General features: G+C 59.7%; 15 protein-coding genes, 2 pseudogenes and 2 riboswitches. Of the genes and pseudogenes, 12 read left to right on the top strand and 5 right to left on the bottom strand.

What is annotated here, in order from left to right:
- The first annotated feature begins 104 nt into the window (after window positions 1-104).
- Both ACA044_RS17600 and nfuA read left to right on the top strand, forming a co-directional pair.
- Entirely contained in the window at window positions 105-2390 is a 2286-nt protein-coding gene (locus tag ACA044_RS17600; RefSeq protein WP_497442547.1) for a fatty acid cis/trans isomerase, read from the top strand.
- A gap of 295 nt (window positions 2391-2685) precedes the next feature.
- Entirely contained in the window at window positions 2686-3270 is a 585-nt protein-coding gene (gene nfuA / locus ACA044_RS17595) for a Fe-S biogenesis protein NfuA (RefSeq protein ID WP_007898222.1), read from the top strand.
- A gap of 205 nt (window positions 3271-3475) precedes the next feature.
- On the opposite strand, the gene cobM is transcribed toward nfuA, so the two are convergent.
- The 4 genes from cobM to ACA044_RS17575 form a co-directional block, all read right to left on the bottom strand.
- Entirely contained in the window at window positions 3476-4222 is a 747-nt protein-coding gene (gene cobM, locus ACA044_RS17590; RefSeq protein WP_497442546.1) for a precorrin-4 C(11)-methyltransferase, read from the bottom strand.
- Between the two features lie 79 nt (window positions 4223-4301).
- Window positions 4302-4715, bottom strand: a complete 414-nt coding sequence (locus ACA044_RS17585; protein ID WP_497442545.1) for a cobalamin biosynthesis protein — start codon at window positions 4713-4715, stop codon at window positions 4302-4304.
- On the bottom strand, window positions 4712-5416 hold the full coding sequence (locus ACA044_RS17580) for a CbtA family protein (RefSeq protein ID WP_497442544.1): 705 nt from the start codon (window positions 5414-5416) through the stop codon (window positions 4712-4714). The genes ACA044_RS17585 and ACA044_RS17580 overlap by 4 nt, the downstream gene beginning before the upstream one ends.
- Before the next feature lie 11 nt (window positions 5417-5427).
- Window positions 5428-5631: a CbtB domain-containing protein gene (locus tag ACA044_RS17575; protein WP_497442543.1), complete on the bottom strand. Its 204-nt coding sequence runs from the start codon at window positions 5629-5631 to the stop codon at window positions 5428-5430.
- 122 nt (window positions 5632-5753) lie between these two features.
- Window positions 5754-5980, bottom strand: a riboswitch (cobalamin riboswitch).
- A gap of 229 nt (window positions 5981-6209) precedes the next feature.
- Window positions 6210-6424, top strand: a riboswitch (cobalamin riboswitch).
- 102 nt (window positions 6425-6526) lie between these two features.
- Between ACA044_RS17575 and cobW the strand changes: the two genes are divergently transcribed.
- The 6 genes and pseudogenes from cobW to ACA044_RS17545 form a co-directional block, all read left to right on the top strand.
- Window positions 6527-7588 carry a cobalamin biosynthesis protein CobW gene (gene cobW / locus ACA044_RS17570; protein ID WP_497442542.1) on the top strand — a complete coding sequence of 354 codons (1062 nt, stop codon included), beginning with the start codon at window positions 6527-6529 and terminating at the stop codon, window positions 7586-7588.
- Window positions 7589-7591: 3 nt separating this feature from the next.
- The gene (gene cobN / locus ACA044_RS17565; RefSeq protein ID WP_497442541.1) at window positions 7592-11458 is read left to right on the top strand and encodes a cobaltochelatase subunit CobN; all 3867 of its coding nucleotides are present in this window, start codon (window positions 7592-7594) and stop codon (window positions 11456-11458) included.
- Window positions 11459-11612: 154 nt separating this feature from the next.
- A complete protein-coding gene (locus ACA044_RS17560) occupies window positions 11613-12620 on the top strand; it encodes a magnesium chelatase ATPase subunit I (RefSeq protein ID WP_497442540.1) in 1008 nt (335 codons plus the stop codon).
- A gap of 119 nt (window positions 12621-12739) precedes the next feature.
- Window positions 12740-13285, top strand: coding sequence for a vWA domain-containing protein (locus ACA044_RS17555; protein WP_497442539.1), 546 nt, complete (start codon window positions 12740-12742; stop codon window positions 13283-13285).
- Between the two features lie 185 nt (window positions 13286-13470).
- A complete protein-coding gene (locus tag ACA044_RS17550; RefSeq protein ID WP_497442538.1) occupies window positions 13471-15117 on the top strand; it encodes a phospholipase D-like domain-containing protein in 1647 nt (548 codons plus the stop codon).
- Between the two features lie 24 nt (window positions 15118-15141).
- Window positions 15142-15303, top strand: a pseudogene (locus ACA044_RS17545) (MerR family transcriptional regulator); the annotation flags it as partial.
- Window positions 15304-15462: 159 nt separating this feature from the next.
- Here ACA044_RS17545 and ACA044_RS17540 read toward each other — a convergent pair.
- Window positions 15463-15630, bottom strand: a pseudogene (locus tag ACA044_RS17540) (hypothetical protein); the annotation flags it as partial.
- A 127-nt stretch (window positions 15631-15757) separates the two neighbouring features.
- Between ACA044_RS17540 and ACA044_RS17535 the strand changes: the two are divergent.
- The 4 genes from ACA044_RS17535 to ACA044_RS17520 all read left to right on the top strand — a co-directional run bounded on the left by ACA044_RS17535 (window position 15758) and on the right by ACA044_RS17520 (window position 20805).
- Entirely contained in the window at window positions 15758-17551 is a 1794-nt protein-coding gene (locus ACA044_RS17535; RefSeq protein ID WP_497442537.1) for a glutamine--tRNA ligase/YqeY domain fusion protein, read from the top strand.
- A gap of 13 nt (window positions 17552-17564) precedes the next feature.
- Complete coding sequence (locus ACA044_RS17530; RefSeq protein ID WP_497442536.1) at window positions 17565-18128, top strand: hypothetical protein; 564 nt, start codon at window positions 17565-17567, stop codon at window positions 18126-18128.
- Between the two features lie 236 nt (window positions 18129-18364).
- Window positions 18365-18574 carry a hypothetical protein gene (locus tag ACA044_RS17525; protein ID WP_497442535.1) on the top strand — a complete coding sequence of 70 codons (210 nt, stop codon included), beginning with the start codon at window positions 18365-18367 and terminating at the stop codon, window positions 18572-18574.
- Window positions 18575-19011: 437 nt separating this feature from the next.
- Window positions 19012-20805, top strand: coding sequence for a hypothetical protein (locus ACA044_RS17520; RefSeq protein WP_497442534.1), 1794 nt, complete (start codon window positions 19012-19014; stop codon window positions 20803-20805).
- Window positions 20806-20876: the final 71 nt, after the last annotated feature.

Here is a 20876-nt window from a genome sequence, read left to right as displayed (position 1 = left end):
TGCGCTTTTAGAGCATGTGCCGCTTTTGCATGAATATCGTTCATGTTGGGGCGCAGGCCAGACCGGTAGAATCGCGGCGTTTTCTCATGATCAGGACCAGGGATATGCCTTATCGCGTCGTCACCAGCCTATTGATGCTGTTTTTAAGCGGGGGCGCCGCTGCACAAGGTCCGGATATTTCCTACGTCCGGGACATTCAACCGATCTTCACCGAAAAGTGCGTGGCCTGCCATGCCTGCTACGACTCCGCCTGTCAGCTCAATCTGGGCAGTGGCGAAGGGGCGGCCCGAGGTGCAACGAAAGCGCCGGTCTACGATGGCGAACGCAGCCAAGCCGCAGCGCCTACCCGGCTGTTTTATGACGCCTTCGGCCAGCGTGCCTGGCAGCAAAAGGGCTTCTATTCGGTGCTCGACGCCCAGGGCAGTCAGGCGGCGTTGATGACGCGGATGCTCGAACTGGGCCACAAAACTCCGTTGCAACCCAACGCCAAAGTGCCGGAAGACATCGTTCTGGGCCTGAACCGGGAAAACATGTGCGCCATGCCGGTGGAGTTCAATGGCTATGCCAGTGCTCACCCGAAAGAAGGCATGCCGCTGGCGGTCACCGGCCTGACCGATCAGCAATACCAGACGTTGCAGCGCTGGCTGGCCTCCGGCGCGCCGATCGATGAGCAGGGTCTGGTGCCCAGCGCCAAGGAAGCCTTGCAGGTGGTGCAGTGGGAAAACCTGCTCAACGCGCCGGGTGCCCGGGAGAGCCTGGTGGGGCGCTGGTTGTTCGAGCACTGGTTTCTGGCGCATCTCTATTTCAAGGACGGCGAGCCGGGGCATTTCTTTCAGTGGGTGCGTTCGCGCACGCCGACGGGGCAGCCCATCGATCTGATTAACACTCGTCGTCCGAATGACGATCCGGGCACTCAGGTCTATTACCGTCTGTGGCCGGTGCAAGGGGTGATCGTGCACAAAACCCACATCACCTATCCGCTGAGCGCGGCGAAGATGGCGCGGATCAAAAGCCTGTTTTACAGCGGTAACTGGCAGGTCAACGCCTTGCCGGGTTACGGGCCGCAGCGGCGGGCCAATCCGTTCACGACCTTTGAGGCAATCCCGGCTCAGGCGCGTTACCAGTTCATGCTCGATAACGCCGAGTACTTTGTGCGCACCTTTATTCGTGGCCCGGTCTGTCGTGGTCAGATCGCTACCGACGTGATTCGCGACAACTTCTGGGCGCTGTTCCAGGCCCCGGAGCATGACCTTTACATCACCGACCCGAACTATCGCGGCCAGGCCACGCCATTGCTGGCGATGCCGGGGCAGAACGATGACGTCGGCAGTGTCCTGAGCCTGTGGCACGACTACCGCGACAAACGCAACGAGTACGAAGCCTTGCGCCGCGACAGCTACGCCGACCTGCCGGCACCGAGCTGGTCGACCCTGTGGGCCGGCAATGACAACGCGCTGCTGAGCATCTTCCGCCATTTCGACAGCGCCTCGGTGAACAAGGGCCTGATCGGTGACGTACCGCAGACGATGTGGCTGTTCGATTTCCCGTTGCTGGAACGCACGTATTACCAGTTGGCGGTCAACTTCGATGTGTTCGGCAACGTGTCCCATCAGGCCCAGACCCGCTTGTACTTCGACCTGATCCGCAACGGTGCCGAGCAGAACTTCTTGCGACTGATGCCGGCCGACTCACGGGACGGCTACCTCGACGATTGGTATCAGAACGGCGGCAAATTCAAGATGTGGCTGGATTATGAGTACATCGATAACGACAAACCCACGGCGCTGACGATGGACGAATCAGACCCGAAACGCGACTTCGCCTTGCAGTTGCTGTCCCGTTACGGCGACCTCAACGCCAAACCCGACCCGATCAACCGCTGCGACGGCGCTTATTGCTCGCGGCCGAACATCGATCTGGCGTTGCAGAACGCCGAACAGGCCCTGAGCCGCCTGACTTCGCGTCCGGCTGCGGGGCTGAAAGTCATCGATCAGTTGCCGGAAGCCACGATGTTGCGCATCGAAACCCAAAGCGGCAAGCGCGAGGTGTACAGCCTGTTGCGCAATCGGGCCCACAGTAACGTGGCGTTCCTGCTCGGTGAGTCACTGCGCTATCAGCCGGGGCTCGACACGTTGACTATCTATCCGGGTGTGCTCAGCAGCTACCCGAACTTCATGTTCAACATCCCGGCCGGGCAAGTGCCCGCATTTGTCGACGAGATGGAAAACGCCAGGGACGCCGCCAGCTTCGAGAAAATCGTCGAACGCTGGGGTATTCGCCGCAGCCATCCGCAGTTCTGGGAGTATTTCCATGATCTGAGCCGCTACATCCACGACACCGACCCGGTGGAAGAGGGTGTGCTCGACATGAATCGCTACGAGAATCTCTGATTGAGGGCCTGAACACGCACCGCCGAACCCTTGTAGGAGCGACCTGTGGCGAGGGGGCTTGCCCCCGTTCGGCTGCGCAGCAGTCGTAAACCAGACAACTCGGTGTATCTGAAGAATGTAGAGGGCTGCTTCGCAACCCAACGGGGGCAAGCCCCCTCGCCACAGTTCGCTCCTACAGGGGAGGCTGCGGTGATCAGAGGATCATCGACAGGTGCATCTTTCCCGACAAAAATACTAGGACTTTGTCCGGCGCGATGATTGGCGTAAACTGCGTCCAAGCCTGCGAGGAGTTTCCATGACCGCTATTACCATTACCGACGCCGCCCACGATTACCTGGCTGATCTGCTCTCCAAGCAGAACACCCCGGGTATCGGCATCCGCGTCTTTATCACCCAGCCTGGCACCCAGTACGCCGAAACCTGCATTGCCTACTGCAAGCCGGGCGAAGAAAAACCTGAAGACACGGCGCTGGGGCTCAAAAGCTTCACCGCTTACATCGACTCGTTCAGCGAAGCGTTTCTGGACGATGCGGTAGTCGACTACGCCACCGACCGCATGGGCGGCCAGCTGACCATCAAGGCGCCGAACGCCAAAGTCCCGATGGTCAACGCCGACAGCCCGGTCAACGAGCGCATCAACTACTACCTGCAAACCGAGATCAACCCGGGGCTGGCCAGCCACGGCGGTCAGGTCAGCCTGATCGATGTGGTCGAAGACGGCATCGCCGTGCTGAAGTTCGGCGGCGGTTGCCAGGGCTGCGGCCAGGCAGACGTCACCCTGCGCGAAGGCATCGAGCGCACCTTGCTCGAGCGTATTCCCGAGCTCAAGGGTGTTCGTGACGTGACCGACCACACGCAGAAAGAAAACGCCTACTACTAAGGTGTTCGCTGCAGAAACGAAAAAACGGCACCCGTGAGTGCCGTTTTTTTATGGATGATCGATAACCTGTGGCGAGGGAGCTTGCTCCCGCTCGACTGCGAAGCAGTCGCAATCCAGCCGATGCATTTTCCCGTGATGAATGCGTTGGCTGTTTTTGGGACCGCTGCGCGGTCCAGCGGGAGCAAGCTCCCTCGCCACAAGTGCTTCAGGGCCTGTACAAATGCGCATGCCCCGCGCGATACAACGACGATTCACTGAAGTGATCGCTGCCCAACACCCGCCCCACCAAAATCAACGCCGTACGCCTGAATCCCTTGGCTTCAACCTTCCCGGCAATGTCCTTAAGCGTCCCCACCACCCAATCCTGATCCGGCCAGGTCGCCCGATGAATCACCGCGATCGGGCAGTCGGCGCCGTAGTGCGGCAGCAGTTCGGCAAGGATCTTCTCCAGATGATTGACCCCCAAATGGATCGCCATGGTCGCGCCGTGCTGCGCCAGGCTACCGAGTTCTTCACCGGCCGGCATCGCGGTCTTGTCGGCGTAGCGGGTCAGAATCACGCTCTGTGACACGTCCGGCAAGGTCAGTTCGGCGCCCAAAAGGGCCGCGCAGGCCGCGGTGGCGGTAACGCCGGGAATGATTTCGAAAGGGATGTCGAGTTCACGCAGGTAGCGAATCTGCTCGCCAATCGCGCCGTACAGGCTCGGGTCGCCGGAATGCACCCGGGCCACGTCCTGGCCGTTGGCATGGGCGGTCTTGATCAACTCGATGATCTGTTCCAGGTGCAATTCGGCGCTGTTGACCACCCGTTCGGCCCGGTGGCCTTCCAGCACGGCGGTGGGGACCAGGGAGCCTGCATAGATGATGACCGGGCAGCTACGAATCAGCCGCTGGCCTTTGACGGTGATCAGTTCCGGGTCGCCGGGGCCTGCGCCAATGAAATAGACGGTCATCACGTTTCCTGTCAAAAAAGGCATGGGCACGCTTCAGATGAAGATTGCTCATGATCGAAGGCGGGGATTATCGGGGATTTTACGCGGCGCTGGCCAATGCCAGGGTGGCCTGGGCGTATTTTTGTCGCGCAATCAGCAACTTTGCCGGTGCCTGAGCCAATTGTTCGGCCAGTGCCAGGGCGGCACTTTCCGCCACGCCGTAGCAGCCAGTGCGCTCGAACGCGATGTCCGAGTGGTGGCTGAGTTGCGGTTCATAACCGGCCAACTGTTCGCTGCTGAAATACATCAACGGCAATGCGAGTTGTTCGGCCAGTTCGATCAGGCCAGGTTCTTCGCGCTTCAGGTCGATGCTGGCCAAGGCCTTGATCTCACGGAGTTCGATTTGATGGGCCTGTAACGCCTGATCAAGCAGCGCCCGCAGCGTGCTGACAGGGCAGCCGCGCTGGCAGCCCAGGCCGACCACCAGGGTCGGCGCTGCGCTGACGTCAGTCATGCGGAGTAATGGCCATCGCTTTTGCGGCGGAACAACCAGGCGCTGATCAGGCCCAGGGCCAGCCAGAACGCCACGTTGGTCAGCTGCGAAGCGATTTTGAATTGCGCTTCCAGGGCTTCCGGCGCCAGCATCGAATGGACTTCCGGTTGCGGTGCACCGATCACATGAGGCACGGCCAGAATCGCCACGCCGAGGATCTTCATCAGCCAATGGCGGCTGAACACAATCAGCGCGATGCCGACAGCGGTGGACGCGGCAGTGCCAATCCACCAGATCTGCCGTTGCGCCAGGTCCGCCGCGGCAGTGCCCGGCAGCTCAGGTGGCAGACCGAGGGTTGGCGCCAGCACGAATGTCGCGTAACCGGCCAGGCCCCAGAGCAGGCCCTGGGAGGTACGACGTGGAGCACGCAAGGTGTAGAGACCGGCGAGCATCAGGGCGAAACCGACGGCAACCACCAGGTTACCGCCTGTCGTGGACAGCACGCGCTGCCAGCCGTCTTCCGGTTCCCAGGCTTCGGCATCGTGGGTGTGAGCGACAGCGCCAGCGGCGTGCTCGTGGACTTCAACAGCGGCCGGCTCGGATTTTTCGTAGGTCTCGGCCTGCAAAATCAGTGGAGCGACCCAAAAGCTTTGCAGCAGGGTCAATAGCAGGGCGGCCAGCAGACCGGTGAAACCTGCGGTTTGCGCAATACGCTTGATCATGTCAGCAGGTCTCAATGGCACGGAAAGGCGGAACTGTGACGGGTATCATGCGCGGCGTTGTGCACCGCTTCGATGTGCGAGAAACCGGCGAAATACACAAGGCTAATGCCCAGGATCGACGCACACACTGCGGCGGTCAGGCGTTGAGTCATGGTCGTGGTGGTGCTGGCGGTGCTCTTATCGGTGCTGGAGCCGGTACTGCTGATGATCGACATGGCGCTTCCCTCTGGTCTGTCAGCGGGTGATATAGAGCGCATGAAAACCTCCGCACGCCAGGGCACGCAGAGAGTTCGAACAGCGCCCGCCCACCGCGGGTTTGTTATTCAGTGACCGTAAAAGTCACTTTGTGTTGCGGGCCGGTCTCCGGGCTCGCGAGGGGCAGGGCTAACGCCGAAACCTGCAAGCATCACCTTCCCATGCCATATAACAGGCACAGTGGATCTGACGCTTCACTCGCTTACCGTTGCGGGGGCAGCACCGGACTGACATGGCTTTGAGTAAAGCACATGATTCACCGGTTTCCCGTTTCACCCTGTGAAGGGCACCCGTAACAAGGCGTGTAGGAGAGCATGGGCGGGGGTTGGGCGTCAATTGGCAAGGGTTCTCAATTGACGCCAAACACCTGTGGCGAGGGAGCTTGCTCCCGCTCGGCGGCGAAGCCGTCGCAAAATCTGCTTGCGGGGTATGTCTGAAGGAATGTCGGGGGTCGCTTCGCAACCCAGCGGGAGCAAGCTCCCTCGCCACGAGGGATCACGAGTGCCTCACGGAACATTGACCCGCCCCCACGCGATGCGTAGCCTTGCGCTTTCGAGGTTCTTCGGTGTCTGCCGAAGCTAAGAAGGGAACGCGGTCGATGCCGCGGCTGCCCCCGCAACTGTGAACGGTGATGTTCGCTGCTACGCCACTGCCTACTCTGTCCAACGGGGTCGCGGGAAGGCGCAGCGAATGCCAGGCCAACAAAGCCGGCACACCGTCAGCCAGGAGACCTGCCTCGAAACAGATTCTCACTTTCAACCGGGCGGGGTGATCCGGTGGCGAAACTCTTGCGCGCGTGCATCTGCCGCTGCGATTGTCGTCCCGTATGCCCGCCACCTTGCCAAAGGGCATCCGATGAAAACACTGGCCAAACTCCCTGTCACCATCGTTACCGGCTTCCTCGGCTCGGGCAAAACCACCTTGCTGCGCCACATGCTCGACAACGCCCAGGGCCGTCGCATCGCGGTGATCGTCAACGAGTTCGGCGAGCTGGGCATCGACGGCGAAATCCTTAAGCAGTGCTCGATCGGTTGCACCGAAGAAGAAGCCAACGGTCGCGTCTACGAACTGGCCAACGGCTGCCTGTGCTGCACGGTTCAGGAAGAGTTCTTCCCGGTGATGCGCGAACTGGTCGCTCGTCGCGGCGACCTCGACCACATCCTCATCGAAACTTCGGGCCTGGCCCTGCCAAAACCTTTGGTTCAAGCCTTCCAGTGGCCAGAAATCCGCAGCGCCTGCACGGTTGACGCGGTCATCACCGTAGTCGACAGCCCGGCCGTCGCTGCTGGCACCTTCGCTGCGTTCCCGGATCAGGTCGATGCCCAGCGCAAACTCGACCCGAACCTGGACCACGAATCGCCGCTGCACGAGCTGTTCGCCGACCAACTGGCCAGCGCCGACCTGGTGATCCTCAACAAGGCCGACCTGATCAGCGCTGAAGACCTGGCCCGTGTGCGCCTGGAAGTCGCCGAAGAACTGCCGGCAGCGGTGAAAGTCATCGAAGCCAGCAGCGGGCGTCTGCCACTGGACGTGCTGATCGGCCTCGGCGCCGGTTCGGAAGAACACATCGACAGCCGCCACAGCCATCATGATCATCACCATGAAGGTGAAGACGACCACGACCACGACGCGTTCGATTCCATCTCGATCGAGCTGCCACAAGCCGACGAAAGCCTGCTGATGGATGCGCTGACTCAATTGGTGGTCCAGCACGGCATCCTTCGGGTCAAAGGTTTTGCAGCGGTGCCGAACAAGCCGATGCGCCTGCTGATCCAGGGCGTGGGCACGCGCTTCGACAAGCACTTCGACCGTCAGTGGGGCGCTGAAGAAGCGCGCACCACCCGTCTGGTGTTGATCGGTCAGGATCTGGACGCCGCTGCGCTCGAAGCGCAATTGCGCGCTGCGCTCAGCGTTTAAACCATGCACCTGCTCAGGACCCAGCCCGGCGGTTTCGTGTCGGATGACAACATTGCCGACCTTGGACAAACCCCCGCCGAGCTGGTGATCCTGTGCAGCGGCGATTCCAGCCTGGCGTTGCTCGCCGAAGCGGCGCAGCAGTTGCCCGACGATTACCCGAGCGTACGCCTGGCCAACCCGATGCAGGTGCAGAATCACGCCTCGGTCGATCTCTACGTCGACGAAGTGCTGCGTCACGCCAAAGTGATTCTGATCTCGCTGCACGGCGGCATCGCCTATTGGCGTTATGGCATCGAGCGCCTGGTGGAATTGTCCGAGCGTGGCGTGCAGCTGATCCTGGTGCCGGGGGATGATCGCCCGGACCCGGAACTCAGTGACCTGAGCACCGTAACCGCGCAAGACCGCGACCGGCTCTGGCACTTCCTGCGTCAGGGCGGCATGGCCAACGCACTCGACCTGTTTCGCTGCCTCGCCAATCGCTGGCTGGGCCGCGACTACCCATGGTCCGAGCCGCAAACCCTGCCACGCACCGCGATTTACCATCCGCAAAAAAGTCCCGCTGAACTGAGCGATTGGCAAGCCGACTGGCAAGCTGATCAGCCGGTGGCGGCGGTGCTGTTTTACCGCTCGCACTTGCAGGCGGCGAACACCGGTTTCATCGATATGTTCTGCCAGCGTTTGCAGGCGTCGGGGTTGAACCCGTTGCCGATTGCGCTGGCCAGTTTGAAAGAGCCCGGCTGCCTGACGATGGTCGAGGACTTGCTGGATGAAGTCGAGGCGGGGGTGATTCTCAACACCACCGGTTTCGCCCAGTCCAGCCCCGAAGCGCCGCACCTGCGGCCGTTTCGCCGCAATATTCCGGTGATCCAGGCGATCTGCGCTCAGGACAACGAACCGGGCTGGCGTGCCAGCGAACAGGGCCTTGGTCCCCGTGACTTGGCGATGCACATCGCACTGCCGGAGCTGGACGGGCGGATCATCAGCCGACCGATCAGTTTCAAGGACCTGGCCTGGCGCAGCGAGCGCAGTCAGTCCGACGTAGTCTGCTACCGGCCGCAACCGGAACGCATGGATTTTGTCGCTGAACTGGCACGACGCTGGATCGATCTGGCACGAGTGCCCAATGGCGAAAAACGCATCGCCCTGATCCTCGCCAACTACCCGACTCGCGATGGGCGCATCGGCAATGGCGTTGGCCTCGACACTCCGGCTGCGGCATTGAATATCCTCCGTGCCCTGCACAAAGAAGGTTATCCGCTGCCAGCCGAGTTGCCGGACAGCGGCACCGCGCTGATCCAGCAATTGCTCGGCGGTGTCAGCAATGACCTCGACACCCTCGACCAGCGTCCCTGCCATCAAAGCCTCGCGCTGGACGACTACAACCAGATGTTCAACGCGCTGCCCGAGGCCAATCGCCAAGCCGTGCTGGAACGTTGGGGCACACCCGAAAGCGACCCAATGTTCCGCGGTGGACGAATGATGATTGCTGGTCTGCGCTTCGGCCTGACCTTCGTCGGCATTCAACCGGCCCGGGGTTATCAGGTGGACCCGAGCGCGGTGTATCACGACCCGGACCTGGTGCCGCCTCACGGCTATCTGGCGTTCTACTTCTGGTTGCGCAACACCTACGGTGCTCATGGCGTGATCCATGTTGGCAAGCACGGCAACCTCGAATGGCTGCCGGGCAAGGGCGTTGGGTTGTCGGAAAACTGCTGGCCGGACGCATTGCTCGGACCGCTGCCGAACATCTATCCGTTCATCGTCAATGACCCGGGCGAGGGCGCCCAGGCCAAGCGCCGTACGCAGGCAGTGATCATCGATCACTTGATGCCGCCGCTGACCCGCGCTGAAACCTACGGTCCGCTGCGTAATCTCGAATTGTTGGCCGACGAATATTACGAAGCGCAATTGCTCGATCCGCGCCGCGCCCGGGAGTTGCAGCGCGACATTCTGCAATTGGTGCGGGACACGCACATCGACCGTGAACTGCAACTGGACGAGAAACTCGACAGCGATGCCGACGCGGCGATCTGGTTGCCGCGTCTGGACACGTACCTGTGCGACTTGAAGGAGTCGCAGATCCGCGACGGCCTGCACGTGTTTGGCGAGTCGCCGGCCGGGCGATTGCGCATCGACACTTTATTGGCCTTGCTGCGTATTCCTCGTGGCGATGGTCGCGGGGCGCAATCGAGTCTGTTGCGGGCGCTGGCCAAGGCGTTCGGGTTGGGGTTTGATCCATTGGATTGTGCGTTGGCCGAGCCGTGGACCGGTCCTCGACCGGACGCATTGCTGTCGCTCAGTGATGAAGTCTGGCGCACGGCGGGCGATACCCGTGAACGTCTTGAACTGTTCGCCGCGCAGCTGATCTCGCAGGCACTGAGCACGCCCCAAACCAACCCTGATCCCTGTGGGAGCGAGCCTGCTCGCGAAGCGGTTGATCATTCAACATTGATGTCGATTGACCCACCGCTTTCGCGAGCAGGCTCGCTCCCACAGAAAGCAAATTGGTCCGAGGTGCATGCCATCATCGACAGCCTCCGTGACGTTGTCGCCCCACGCCTGGACGCCTGCGGCCCGGCGGAAATGCGCGGCCTGCTGGATGCTCTCAGCGGTCGATTCGTTCCGGCCGGACCCAGCGGTGCGCCGAGTCGCGGTCGTCTGGACGTGCTGCCCACCGGGCGCAATTTCTATTCGGTGGACGTACGCAACCTGCCGACCACCACCGCGTGGCGCATCGGTTTTCAGTCCGCGAACCTGATTCTTGAGCGGCACTTGCAGGACCACGGCGATCATCTGCGTCAGCTCGGCCTGTCGGTCTGGGGCACCGCGACCATGCGCACCGGCGGCGACGACATCGCCCAGGCCATGGCGCTGATGGGGGTGCGTCCGGTCTGGGCGACGGGCAGTCAGCGGGTCGACGACTTCGAGATTTTGCCGTTGAGCCTGCTGGACCGGCCGCGCGTGGACGTGACCTTGCGCGTGTCCGGATTCTTCCGCGATGCCTTTGCCAACCTGATCCGGCTGTTCGACGCCGCCGTGCAAGCGGTCGCTGCGCTGGATGAGCCGGACGATCTCAACCCACTCGCGGCCAAAGTTCGCGCCGAGCGGCAAGCGCTGCTGCAATCCGGTCTGGATGAAGAGGCAGCCAGGCGGCAGGCCGGCTGGCGCATCTTCGGCGCCAAACCGGGTGCTTACGGAGCGGGCGTGCAGGGCGCCATCGACGGTCGCTTGTGGCAAAGCCGTGAAGACTTGGCCGAGGTTTACCTGAACTGGGGCGGCTACGCTTACGGCGGCTCCGATGAAGGCACCGCCGCCCGCGAACAGTTCGCCCAGCGTCTGAGCCAGGTGCAGGCGGTGCTGCAAAATCAGGACAACCGTGAGCACGACCTGCTCGATTCCAACGACTATTACCAGTTCCAGGGTGGCATGCTGGCGGCCGTCGAAAGCCTCAGCGGTGAAGCGGCGGCCAGTTATCACGGCGACCACAGTCAGCCGGACTTGCCGAAGATTCGCACCTTGAAGGAAGAACTGAACCGGGTGATCCGTTCCCGAGCAGCCAATCCGAAATGGATCGACGGGGTCAAGCGCCATGGCTATAAAGGCGCGTTCGAACTGGCGGCGACGGTCGATAACCTGTTTGCGTTCGACGCCACCACGCAGTTGATCGATGATCACCAGTACGCGTTGCTGGCGGAGGCCTATTTGCTCGATCCGGCGACCCGGGAGTTTGTCCGCGAACACAATCCCCATGCCCTGCGCGACATGACCGAACGCATGCTCGAAGCGCAGCAACGGGGTATGTGGAAAGAGCCAGGTGAGTACCGCGAGGCGCTGGAGAATTTGTTGCTGGATATAGAAGAAGACGGGTAAATCTGTGGCACCGTTAACCTGTGGGAGCGTGGCTTGCCCGCGAAGAGGCCCTCACAATCAACATTGATTTCGACTGAGCGGACGCCTTCGCGGGCAAGCCACGCTCCCACAGGTACAAGGTGTGCCTGCCACCGACCATGACTGAGATTTAAAAATGACCGACACCCCCCATTTCCCGCTCTCCGCCGTGGTCGGCGCCGATGACTTGAAGCTCGCCCTGTACCTGACCGCCATCGATCCGAAAATCGGTGGCGTGCTGATCGAAGGCCCGCGTGGCATGGCCAAGTCGACCCTGGCCCGGGGCCTGGCGGACCTGTTGGCCAGCGGTCAGTTCGTCACCTTGCCCCTGGGCGCCACCGAGGAACGGCTGGTAGGCACCCTCGATCTCGATGCAGCCCTGAGTGAAGGTCGCGCACAATTTTCTCCCGGTGTGCTGGCCAAGGCCGACGGCGGCGTGCTGTATGTCGATGAAGTCAATCTGCTGCCCGATCACCTTGTGGACCTGCTGCTCGACGTGGCCGCCAGCGGCACCAACCTGATTGAGCGCGACGGGATTTCCCATCGGCATTCGGCGAAGTTTGTGCTGATCGGCACCATGAACCCGGAAGAGGGCGAGCTGCGTCCGCAATTGCTCGACCGCTTTGGCCTGAACGTCGCCCTCAGTGGCCACACCGCACCCGCCGAGCGCGGCCAGATCATCCGTCGTCGACTGGATTTCGACAGCGACCCGCAAGGGTTTTGCGTCGAATGGGAAAGCCAGCAACACGCACTGCGCGAGCGTTGCCAAAAGGCGCGCTCGGCACTGGCGAGCATTCCCCTCGACGATGCCGCGCTGGCGCAGATCACCGAGCGCTGCTTCGCTGCCGGCGTCGATGGCCTGCGGGCGGACCTGGTCTGGTTGCGCGCGGCCCGGGCTCACGCGGCATGGCGCGGCGTGAACACCATTGCCGAAGAAGACATCGACGCGGTTGCCGAGTTTGCCTTGCGTCATCGCCGTCGTGAACACTCGCCTGCGGCGCCGCAATCCTCCCATGCAGCGCAGCGACCCTCCACTCAGAACCCCAACCCGAGCGAAGGTCAGGGCCAGTGGGGCGAAATGCCCGCCCAGGCGCTGCCGGTCGGCGCTCGACGTGAAGTGCCGAGCTGGCCAAAAAAGCCCTAGGCATTCGCCCTCGATCGGACGCGGGTGCGAATGCCAGACCCCGCGCAGGACGGCTGGAGGGTGGCAAGCAGGGTAAGCGTCACGCTGCGCGCAGCGGATCGATCAATTGGCCCGGCACTTTGCTCAATGGCCGGCCGCGTCAACGCGACGATGTGCTGTTTCACCTGCGCACCCGCACCCCTCATGAACTTTGGCTGGTGATCGTCGATGCCTCGGCCTCGACCCGGCGCCATCAAGCATTGAGCGATGCCAAGGGCCTGCTGGCGCAACTCTTCGACGATGCCTATCGACAGCGTGCGCGCTTGGCTTTGCTGACCGCCAGCGGCCATGTGCCGAAGTGGCAGGTGCAAGGTTTGAAAGCCTGCGCGGGCTTGCGCGACTGGCTTGAGGCACTCGGGGCCGGCGGCGGTACGCCGATGCTGGCGGCGCTGGGTGAGGCGGGGCACTGGCTGACGGCACGGCAAAAGCGCTTTCCGGCAGAACAGCAACGGTTGTTGCTGGTGACGGATGGACGGTTGAAGGAGTGGTCAACGTTGCCGGCACTGGATTGCCCGGGGCTGCTGATCGACATTGAGCGCGGGCCGATTCATCTTGGCCGGGCAAAGGTGTTGGCAGCGCAGCTGCAGGTCGATTATCGACATATCGATGAGCTGATTTCAGGTTGAGTTTTGTGCTAACAGTGTTGGCCCCATCGCGAGCAGGCTCGCTCCCACATTTGATCTGGGCGTTCACAAATCCCATGTGGGAGCGAGCCCGCTCGCGATGGCATCACCTCGGAATCGGATAATCGCAGCTCATCTGCATCGCTGCCCCTATGCTGTTGTAAGCAAGCCCATCACAGGAGTGACCCATGCGCGTTCTAGCCCGCAACGATCAGGACGATTTCCGCGTCAAAGCCTACGCGGGTACCAACGGCGTGCTGCTGGCCATCGACGTGGCCGAACACCGCCGCAAAGGTCTACTGGGTTTTGCCATCGAAAAACAGCAAGGCAGCAAACCCTGGCTGTTTCTGTTCAACAGCCTGACCTTCCCCGGCAAGGCTCATACGTTCCCCCAGTTCCACGCCACTCCCAGCGATACCGCGCCGTTGCAGAAATTTCGCTGGGCCGATTACGCGGTCAATCCGGGTGTGACGATGCATTATCGGGTGCACCTGGCCTACGGCACCGCCGACGTGCCTCAGCTGGGTGAGTTTCTGGAAGTGACGGTCACCACGGACAATGGTCTGTCCATGGGGCAGAGCGTGATTTTCAACCGGGCGGTGGCCGCGAGCCAGGCATTCCAGCGCAAGTTTGCCGACCTTGATGCGCTGCTCAGCGCCAACAAAAAACTGCCCATCGAAGCCTGGCCCGACGCCCCACGGCAATGGCTGGAAAATGGTCTGCTCGCCCGCTTGCTAGGGTTCATCGAACGTGCCGAGGATGGCCAATGGGCGCTGGACATCGCGATCTATGAGTACCAGTTGGAGGTGATCGTCGATGCGGTGAACGCAGCTTTCGAGCGCGGCGTAAAGGTTCGGGTCCTGTACCACGCCCAACCCGACGAAGACACCACGGCGTTGAACGAAGCCAGCCTGGAAAAAATCCCGGCGGCGAACAAGCGCGGGCGGGTCACTCACAACATCTTTCACAACAAGTTCATCATCCTGAGCCGGCTCGACGCAGCGGGGCAGCATCAGCCCGAAGCGGTGCTGTGTGGCAGCACCAATTTCACCCCCAACGGCGTTTACCGTCAGGCCAATGTCGTGCACGTGCTGGACGACGCTCGGATCGGCGCCAGTTATCTGCAAACCTTCGAACAGGTCTGGGCTACACCGGCGGACGTCGGCGCCACACGGGACTGGCTCACGGAACACAATCCGATGGAGCCGGACCAGCCGCTGTTCGCCGGATTTTCACCGCGTTCGGGCCAGGGCGACTTGCGTGAGTTCGTCGAGATCATCGACTCCGCCCAAAAAGACCTGCTGTTTGTCACGGCGTTTGCCTTGCCGGACGAAGTGCTCAATGCATTGCTCGGTCAGCCTCACGACGACATCTTGCGTTACGGCCTGCAAAACACCGTGAGCCGCATCACCGGTTTCCACGCCGACCGCACCGCTCAGTTCGCCGCCACTGCGCTGCTCAACACCGGCCTGGAAGGCTGGCTCAAGGAAAACATGAAAGGCCAGAAGGGCAACCTGCTGGTGCACACCAAAGCCATCGTCGTCGACTTCACCAGCGACTCACCGACCATCATCAGCGGCAGCCACAACCTCAGCGCCGCGGCCAGCAACGGCAATGACGAGAACTACCTCATCATCCGTGGCGACACCGACCTGGCCGATCGTTACGGGCTCGAACTGCTGCGCTTTTACGAGCATTACCGGTTCCGCTACTTTGCAAAGAAACTGCAACTCAAGCAGGTCCGGCCATTGGCGGCGGATGACAGCTGGACTGATGATTATTACCTCGAAGGCGATCTGCGCATGTTGTCGCGGTTGCGTTTTGCCGGACGATAAACAGGCTGACGGGTTGCTGTGGGAGCGAGCCTTGGGCGCAAGATCAAACAGATTGAAGCAATACAATTGCACCTGGCCCAGAGCAAGGCACAGTTGCTGGAGGTAATCGAGAATATCCAGATGCGGCCTGAGCGCATGGGGTGCGGTGCGAATGCCGAGCGGGTACCGGCGTCGTTCAAGCATTAACCGCTCGATCAACGAATCAAGAATCGCGGGTGAATTCTAAAAGATCGCAGCCTTCGGCGGCTCTTGCATAAGATCGGCGTACACCTGTAGGGGCTGCCGGAAGGCTGCGATCTTTTGATTGTGTTCACGTAGATCCCCCTGAGCGATTCCACCAACGACATACTCAACTTTCGCTTGGGCAATGATCTGCGGTGTGGTCATCTGCTCGAAGATGCGCTGATTGACGCGATGGGTCAGTTACTGACGCAGGAAAATCCGATAGCGGGTCAGGCGTTTGCCGGCCTCGCCTTGAGCGAAGCTGTAGACCAGTCCGTGTATGCCAGTGCCAAAGTAGGGACTCGCTTTCGCGGCAGTAGCGCGGTACGCGCTGCACTGGAGCCTTTCTCGATCCTCTGTGCGTTATTCTTTCCATGGCTACAATGATTCAGTCGACCTCACATCCAGGAAACAGACCATGCCTGCTCCCACTGAGAAGAAGACCGCATCGGCCGTCGCGCCGGCTTCCAATTTTCTGCGTAACATCATAGAACGCGACCTCGAGGATGGTCTTTACGCGGGCCGCCGCTGGGGTGGCAGCCCGGGTGATGCGGCTCATCACTTATTGGCCCCCCCCGACCCGGCAAGGATTCGCACTCGCTTCCCGCCCGAGCCGAACGGTTACCTCCATGTCGGCCATGCAAAAAGTATATGCCTCAACTTCGGCTTGGCGCAGGACTACGGCGGCGTATGCCATATGCGTTTCGATGACACCAATCCTGAGAAAGAAGAGCAGGAATACGTTGACTCGATCCTCGATGTGATCCGTTGGCTGGGGTTTTCCTGGGAAGATAGGGGAACCTCGCACCTCTACTATGCAAGTAACTACTTCGACTATATGTTCAGAGCCGCAGAAATGTTGATCGAACGAGGTCTCGCCTATGTCGATCAGCAAAGCGCCGAGGAGATGCGGGTCAATCGCGGCACCCTCACCGAGCCGGGCAAGGACTCACATTGGCGGGAGCGCCCTGTGGGTGAGAACTTGCGGCTCTTCCGTGAGATGCGAGAGGGTAAGCACGCCGAGGGGAGCATGGTCTTGCGAGCGAAGATTGACATGAGCTCACCCAATATTAACTTGCGTGACCCTGCGATCTACCGCATCCGCTTCGCCGAGCACCACAACACCGGCAACAAATGGTGCATCTACCCGATGTATACCTTTGCCCACCCGATAGAGGACGCTCTAGAGCAGATCACCCACTCTATCTGCACTCTCGAGTTCGAAGCTCAACGACCCTTCTACGATTGGCTGTTAGAGCACCTCGCTGACACTGGGTTGCTGTCCCACCCGCTACCCCGCCAATACGAATTCGCGCGACTTAATCTGACCTACATAGTTACTAGCAAACGCAAACTCAAGCAGTTGGTGGACGAAAAGGTAGTAGACGGTTGGGACGATCCACGGATGCCCACACTCGTCGGGCTGCGCCGCCGCGGCTACACACCTGAAAGCCTGCGGCTGCTCGCAGAGCGTACGGGCGCTTCCAAGGCCAATAGCTGGATCGACTACAGTTGGCTCGAGATCGCGCTGCGTGATGACCTGGAAGAAAAGGTTCCCCGTGCTATGGCGGTAATCGACCCGGTCAAGCTGAAACTCACGAACTGGGAAGCGGTTTTTGGCAGCGACCACAGTGATGCCTGTGCTGCCCCTGCTCATCCACACCACCCGGAAATGGGTAGCCGCCGCTTCCACCTCACGCCAGAAATCTGGATCGACAGGGATGACTTCCAGGAAGTTCCACCCAAGGGTTACCGTCGTCTTTACCCCGGCAACATGGCGCGTCTCAAGTACAGCTACGTTGTGATATGCAACGGTTGCGAAAAGGATGTCGATGGCCATGTCACTGCTGTGCTTGCCGAACTCATACTTGACACAAAGAGCGGCACCCCTGGCGCCGACAGAGTGAAGGTAAAGAGTGCAATCACATGGGTCTCGGTCAGCGAATGTCTGCACGCGGAGGTCCGCCTTTATGACCGCCTGTTCATCGACGCTCAGCCGGATACCAGAAGTCGCAATTTCATTGAGTCGATCAACCCCCACAGCAAACGGGTGATCACCGCTTATTTAGAGCCCGGCCTCGCGACTGCACAACCAGACGACAAATTCCAGTTCGAACGACATGGTTACTTTGTCGCCGATCGAAAGGACTCAGTAGAGGGAAGTCCGGTATTCAATTTGGCTGTCGAGCTAAAGGACAGTTGGAGTAAGTAGGTGGAGGGTCAGCGTGGAAAACGAACCGTGTAACAGGATGGAAGATAATCCGTGGCACTGGAGGGTCGCTACTGATTATTTGCGCGCGCATGAATTACTTTGCACCTCTGATGCGTATCACGCGACAGCGACCAGTCCTGCGCCTAAGCGCAATCCTGAAACAACCAAAATGCATGTCCTTGCCGGTGCGGTGCATGAACTTTATAGAGGTGACGCATTAGTCGGTACATTCACACTTACTGACGCTGCACCCTATGGTCTGGATCCGAAGGCTTTTGGTGGCAATTGCCGTGCGATCTACTTACAAAGACTCGTTGTGGCCCAAAAATCACAAGTGCAGGGTGAGTTGGTGGGAGTGCGGTGTGTCATGCGCGCCTGCGAACTTGCTCGTGACAAAGGTGTCGAGGTCATTAGGGCTGAAGTTAACCCGATCTTGCAGTATGTGTTCAAACTTTTGCTGGCTCTAGGGTTTAAGCAGGTTGGACCAATTTATGGCGAGGCAAACGGTCATCACCGAGTGAATATGCAACGAACCTTTGGTTCAAGGTCCGATACTTCTTGTTCTGAAAGTTCTTGACATTTCCAGATGGTATGATTTTTTTCTTGTTTTCGGGAGCGTTGACTCAGAAGCCGTCAAAATAAGTCAACGTTCTGAACCGTTCGTCGTGAAGACACAGGCATGTGTCTTACGCCAGACGTGCTCCATGGATTCACGCGATCTTTTTACCACCTGCGTTCCTTGACAGAAGTCATGACCCATACCACGCTAAATTTCGTGTCACCTTAAGTAACTCAACAAGACGAGAGTGAACGATGATGGATAATCAAAATGGTCAGGCGCTGTTGCAGCGCATAGATGCACTGGACAAAGCCATGTCTGAGTTCAGGAAAGCCGAGAGTAACATTAAAAGTCTCAAGGCTGATGTGGCAAAAGCCCATATTCAGCATGTGTTGTCAGGCCCCGAGAGGGTAAGTACTGCAGAGCTGAGCCGCCATATTGAGACCTATTTGGCCGCTTGGTAGTGCTCTATTGCATCGGGTTAGTTCCGTGCCGCGCATGAGTCTGAGCAACAGGATGTAAGCTTTTTGGTCTCATGCGCAGGCATGTTGTAAACGGAAATAGGTTCGGATAGCTCCTAAGCCTGACTACGTCTGTCATGGCTGCCGCCTGGTGGAGCGGGTCCTGTCGCTATTTCAGTTCTCAGACTGGAGCAATGCAAGTCGTGCGACATCTTATCGCTATGGAGAGTGTAGATCCCGCAGTCGTCGAGCTTGCTGCGAAAATATGGAAGGCAGACGAGATTAATGGGCGATTACACGTCACAGATACGTTGCTGGTACTCTTTGATCCAGTCCGTACCACACCGTCAGCGTTTATCGATGCCTTAACTTGCGCAAGTGGCTTGGGTGTGCCGGTGGGAGTCATTCCCGTCTTTTCTGGCGATAACCAGGATAGGAACTTGACGCGTCTTCTCGGCAGCGACCGCCTTGAGATTAACTTCTCATGCTGCAGATTTCACCGAGGCAGTTCGACGAACGAGCCCGACGCCCCACCCATCTTGAGTAGAACTGCTCACAACAGCCCGGTGATCGTGAGCGATGATCTTGATCAGGCCGATCTGTTATTTCTACAGGGGCACTCGGGTCCTATGGATGGATCGTTCGGCCGCTGGCTTACCTTGTGCAGTAGAGGATTGCATATTCCTGGTATGCCTGCATTTTATCCCTGTGCAGGTACTGAGCGTTGCTTCCGGCAATCGGCACAGGGGCGCTCTGACACTTCTTCCGAGGGGTTGATCGATCCCAGGCAGCTAAAATCTTCTCTTGTGGTTGTCGATGGTTGCGGGACATTTCCGGTGCCTGGCTCGTTGTATCGTTATGAGCAGAGCCTTCTGCGAGGGTTGATGCTCAGTCAGGTTCAAGCGTCTGTGCTGTCGGTAGGCGTTAGCGCCACCCCGTTTTCGGTTATCGTCTTGTTTATGGCAATGATGGCGCGTGGTTGTACTCTGGCGCAGGCTATTTTGCACGCCAACACCCATCGGCGTGACGTTGCGAGTCCTGCATCAATAAAAGAGGTTGCAGCAGCGCCGTGGATTCTTGTTGGAAACCCGGCTGCCGTTGTGACTGGAATACCAATAGTTGAGTGTGCTGCCGAGCGAACCCGTGACGGCAGGTTGCAGTTTGTATTGCCAGCAGACCCCTCTTCGGCTAGTACGGGTAGACTTGTTTCGCTTGACCACGTCACTGTAATGGAAGGAGCCCGTGACGTCGCGTGCTTCCCGCATGCGTGGGCTCACGGTGCGTTGCACGATGACGGGCATGCCTACCTTTGGGTAGGCTCTCCCGGCGCGCAGCCAGCGAGCGAGGAGGGCGTAACTGCCGAAACTCGTATCGTATTATCTCCGCGTCCCATGTCGGGTCCCAAAGCATGGCGAGAGTGTCTTTTCTGGCTGCACGCGGGTTCACAGTGGCTTTGCGGCATGGCGGATTGCGTGGCCAAGCGAGAACTGGACAACACACCAATTCTGGAGATCGTTTCCGTTCGAAAAGAACTAGCCATCTCAATCGAGCAAGCCGCTTATGCCGCTACGCCCTTTAGAGATTTAGAGATCGCGGCAGGATTGGATGCCTCCACTGAACATTTGGTGCATGCCTTGGGCCGGTTGGATCGGGTCACTGCGATGACTGTGGGAGGAGCGATTCCATTTGCAGGAGCCAGATTGGCTCATCTATGGTCACCTCCATGGCTGCACAGTGGATATGCAGACGTTGACGAAAGATGTCTTTGCGGCTGTGTGATGGTCGGGCATGTTCGTCGACACCCTCTCCATGACTTGCTTCGAATCGAGCTCAGTTGCCCGACTTGCAGTCTGATCGGAGACACGGCTGCCGAGTTCAAGGGCTCACCATCAGAAGCAAAGCCGCGCCCCATGGTTAGAGCATCGATACGGGAGCGCTCTCTTGTGTCTGGACACAGTCTTCAATGGTCTGTTGAGCGACTTTCGCAGGATCGATTCCATGGATTTGCCTGTGCCACGCTCTTCGATCCGTTCCGGACCCGACAAGTTGTAACTGATTCTGTCGAACTCGAATCCAGTGGCGCAATGACTGTCGTGCTGAACATCCCGGTCGATTGGCCTGTAGGTCTGGCTTGGGCAGCACTGACATTCACAGCGGGCGGCAGAGTTTGTCTGTTTGCTTTCGATGTCGACGTTCAGAGCACATCGACGGAGAGAGTCCAACTGAACACATGATCCAAAGGTTCGGGCTTTCGGACGTCCACCAGCTTCTTGTACCGGTCTTCGAGCTCGTGCATTGGTCCATC

The organism is Pseudomonas sp. LBUM1673 (genome assembly GCF_059695645.1).
The sequence above is the reverse complement of the archived record's forward strand: the minus strand, read 5'-3'. Positions and strand labels throughout refer to the sequence as shown.

What these genes read in the sequence shown, in the direction of transcription:
- ACA044_RS17580 (WP_497442544.1), bottom strand. Translation starts at nt 5,416, where the DNA reads ATGATCAAGCGTATTGCGCAAACCGCAGGTTTCACCGGTCTGCTGGCC.
- ACA044_RS17575 (WP_497442543.1), bottom strand. Translation starts at nt 5,631, where the DNA reads ATGTCGATCATCAGCAGTACCGGCTCCAGCACCGATAAGAGCACCGCC.
- cobW (WP_497442542.1), top strand. Translation starts at nt 6,527, where the DNA reads ATGAAAACACTGGCCAAACTCCCTGTCACCATCGTTACCGGCTTCCTC.
- ACA044_RS17600 (WP_497442547.1), top strand. Translation starts at nt 105, where the DNA reads ATGCCTTATCGCGTCGTCACCAGCCTATTGATGCTGTTTTTAAGCGGG.
- cobN (WP_497442541.1), top strand. Translation starts at nt 7,592, where the DNA reads ATGCACCTGCTCAGGACCCAGCCCGGCGGTTTCGTGTCGGATGACAAC.
- ACA044_RS17525 (WP_497442535.1), top strand. Translation starts at nt 18,365, where the DNA reads ATGATGGATAATCAAAATGGTCAGGCGCTGTTGCAGCGCATAGATGCA.
- cobM (WP_497442546.1), bottom strand. Translation starts at nt 4,222, where the DNA reads ATGACCGTCTATTTCATTGGCGCAGGCCCCGGCGACCCGGAACTGATC.
- ACA044_RS17550 (WP_497442538.1), top strand. Translation starts at nt 13,471, where the DNA reads ATGCGCGTTCTAGCCCGCAACGATCAGGACGATTTCCGCGTCAAAGCC.
- nfuA (WP_007898222.1), top strand. Translation starts at nt 2,686, where the DNA reads ATGACCGCTATTACCATTACCGACGCCGCCCACGATTACCTGGCTGAT.
- ACA044_RS17560 (WP_497442540.1), top strand. Translation starts at nt 11,613, where the DNA reads ATGACCGACACCCCCCATTTCCCGCTCTCCGCCGTGGTCGGCGCCGAT.
- ACA044_RS17535 (WP_497442537.1), top strand. Translation starts at nt 15,758, where the DNA reads ATGCCTGCTCCCACTGAGAAGAAGACCGCATCGGCCGTCGCGCCGGCT.
- ACA044_RS17585 (WP_497442545.1), bottom strand. Translation starts at nt 4,715, where the DNA reads ATGACTGACGTCAGCGCAGCGCCGACCCTGGTGGTCGGCCTGGGCTGC.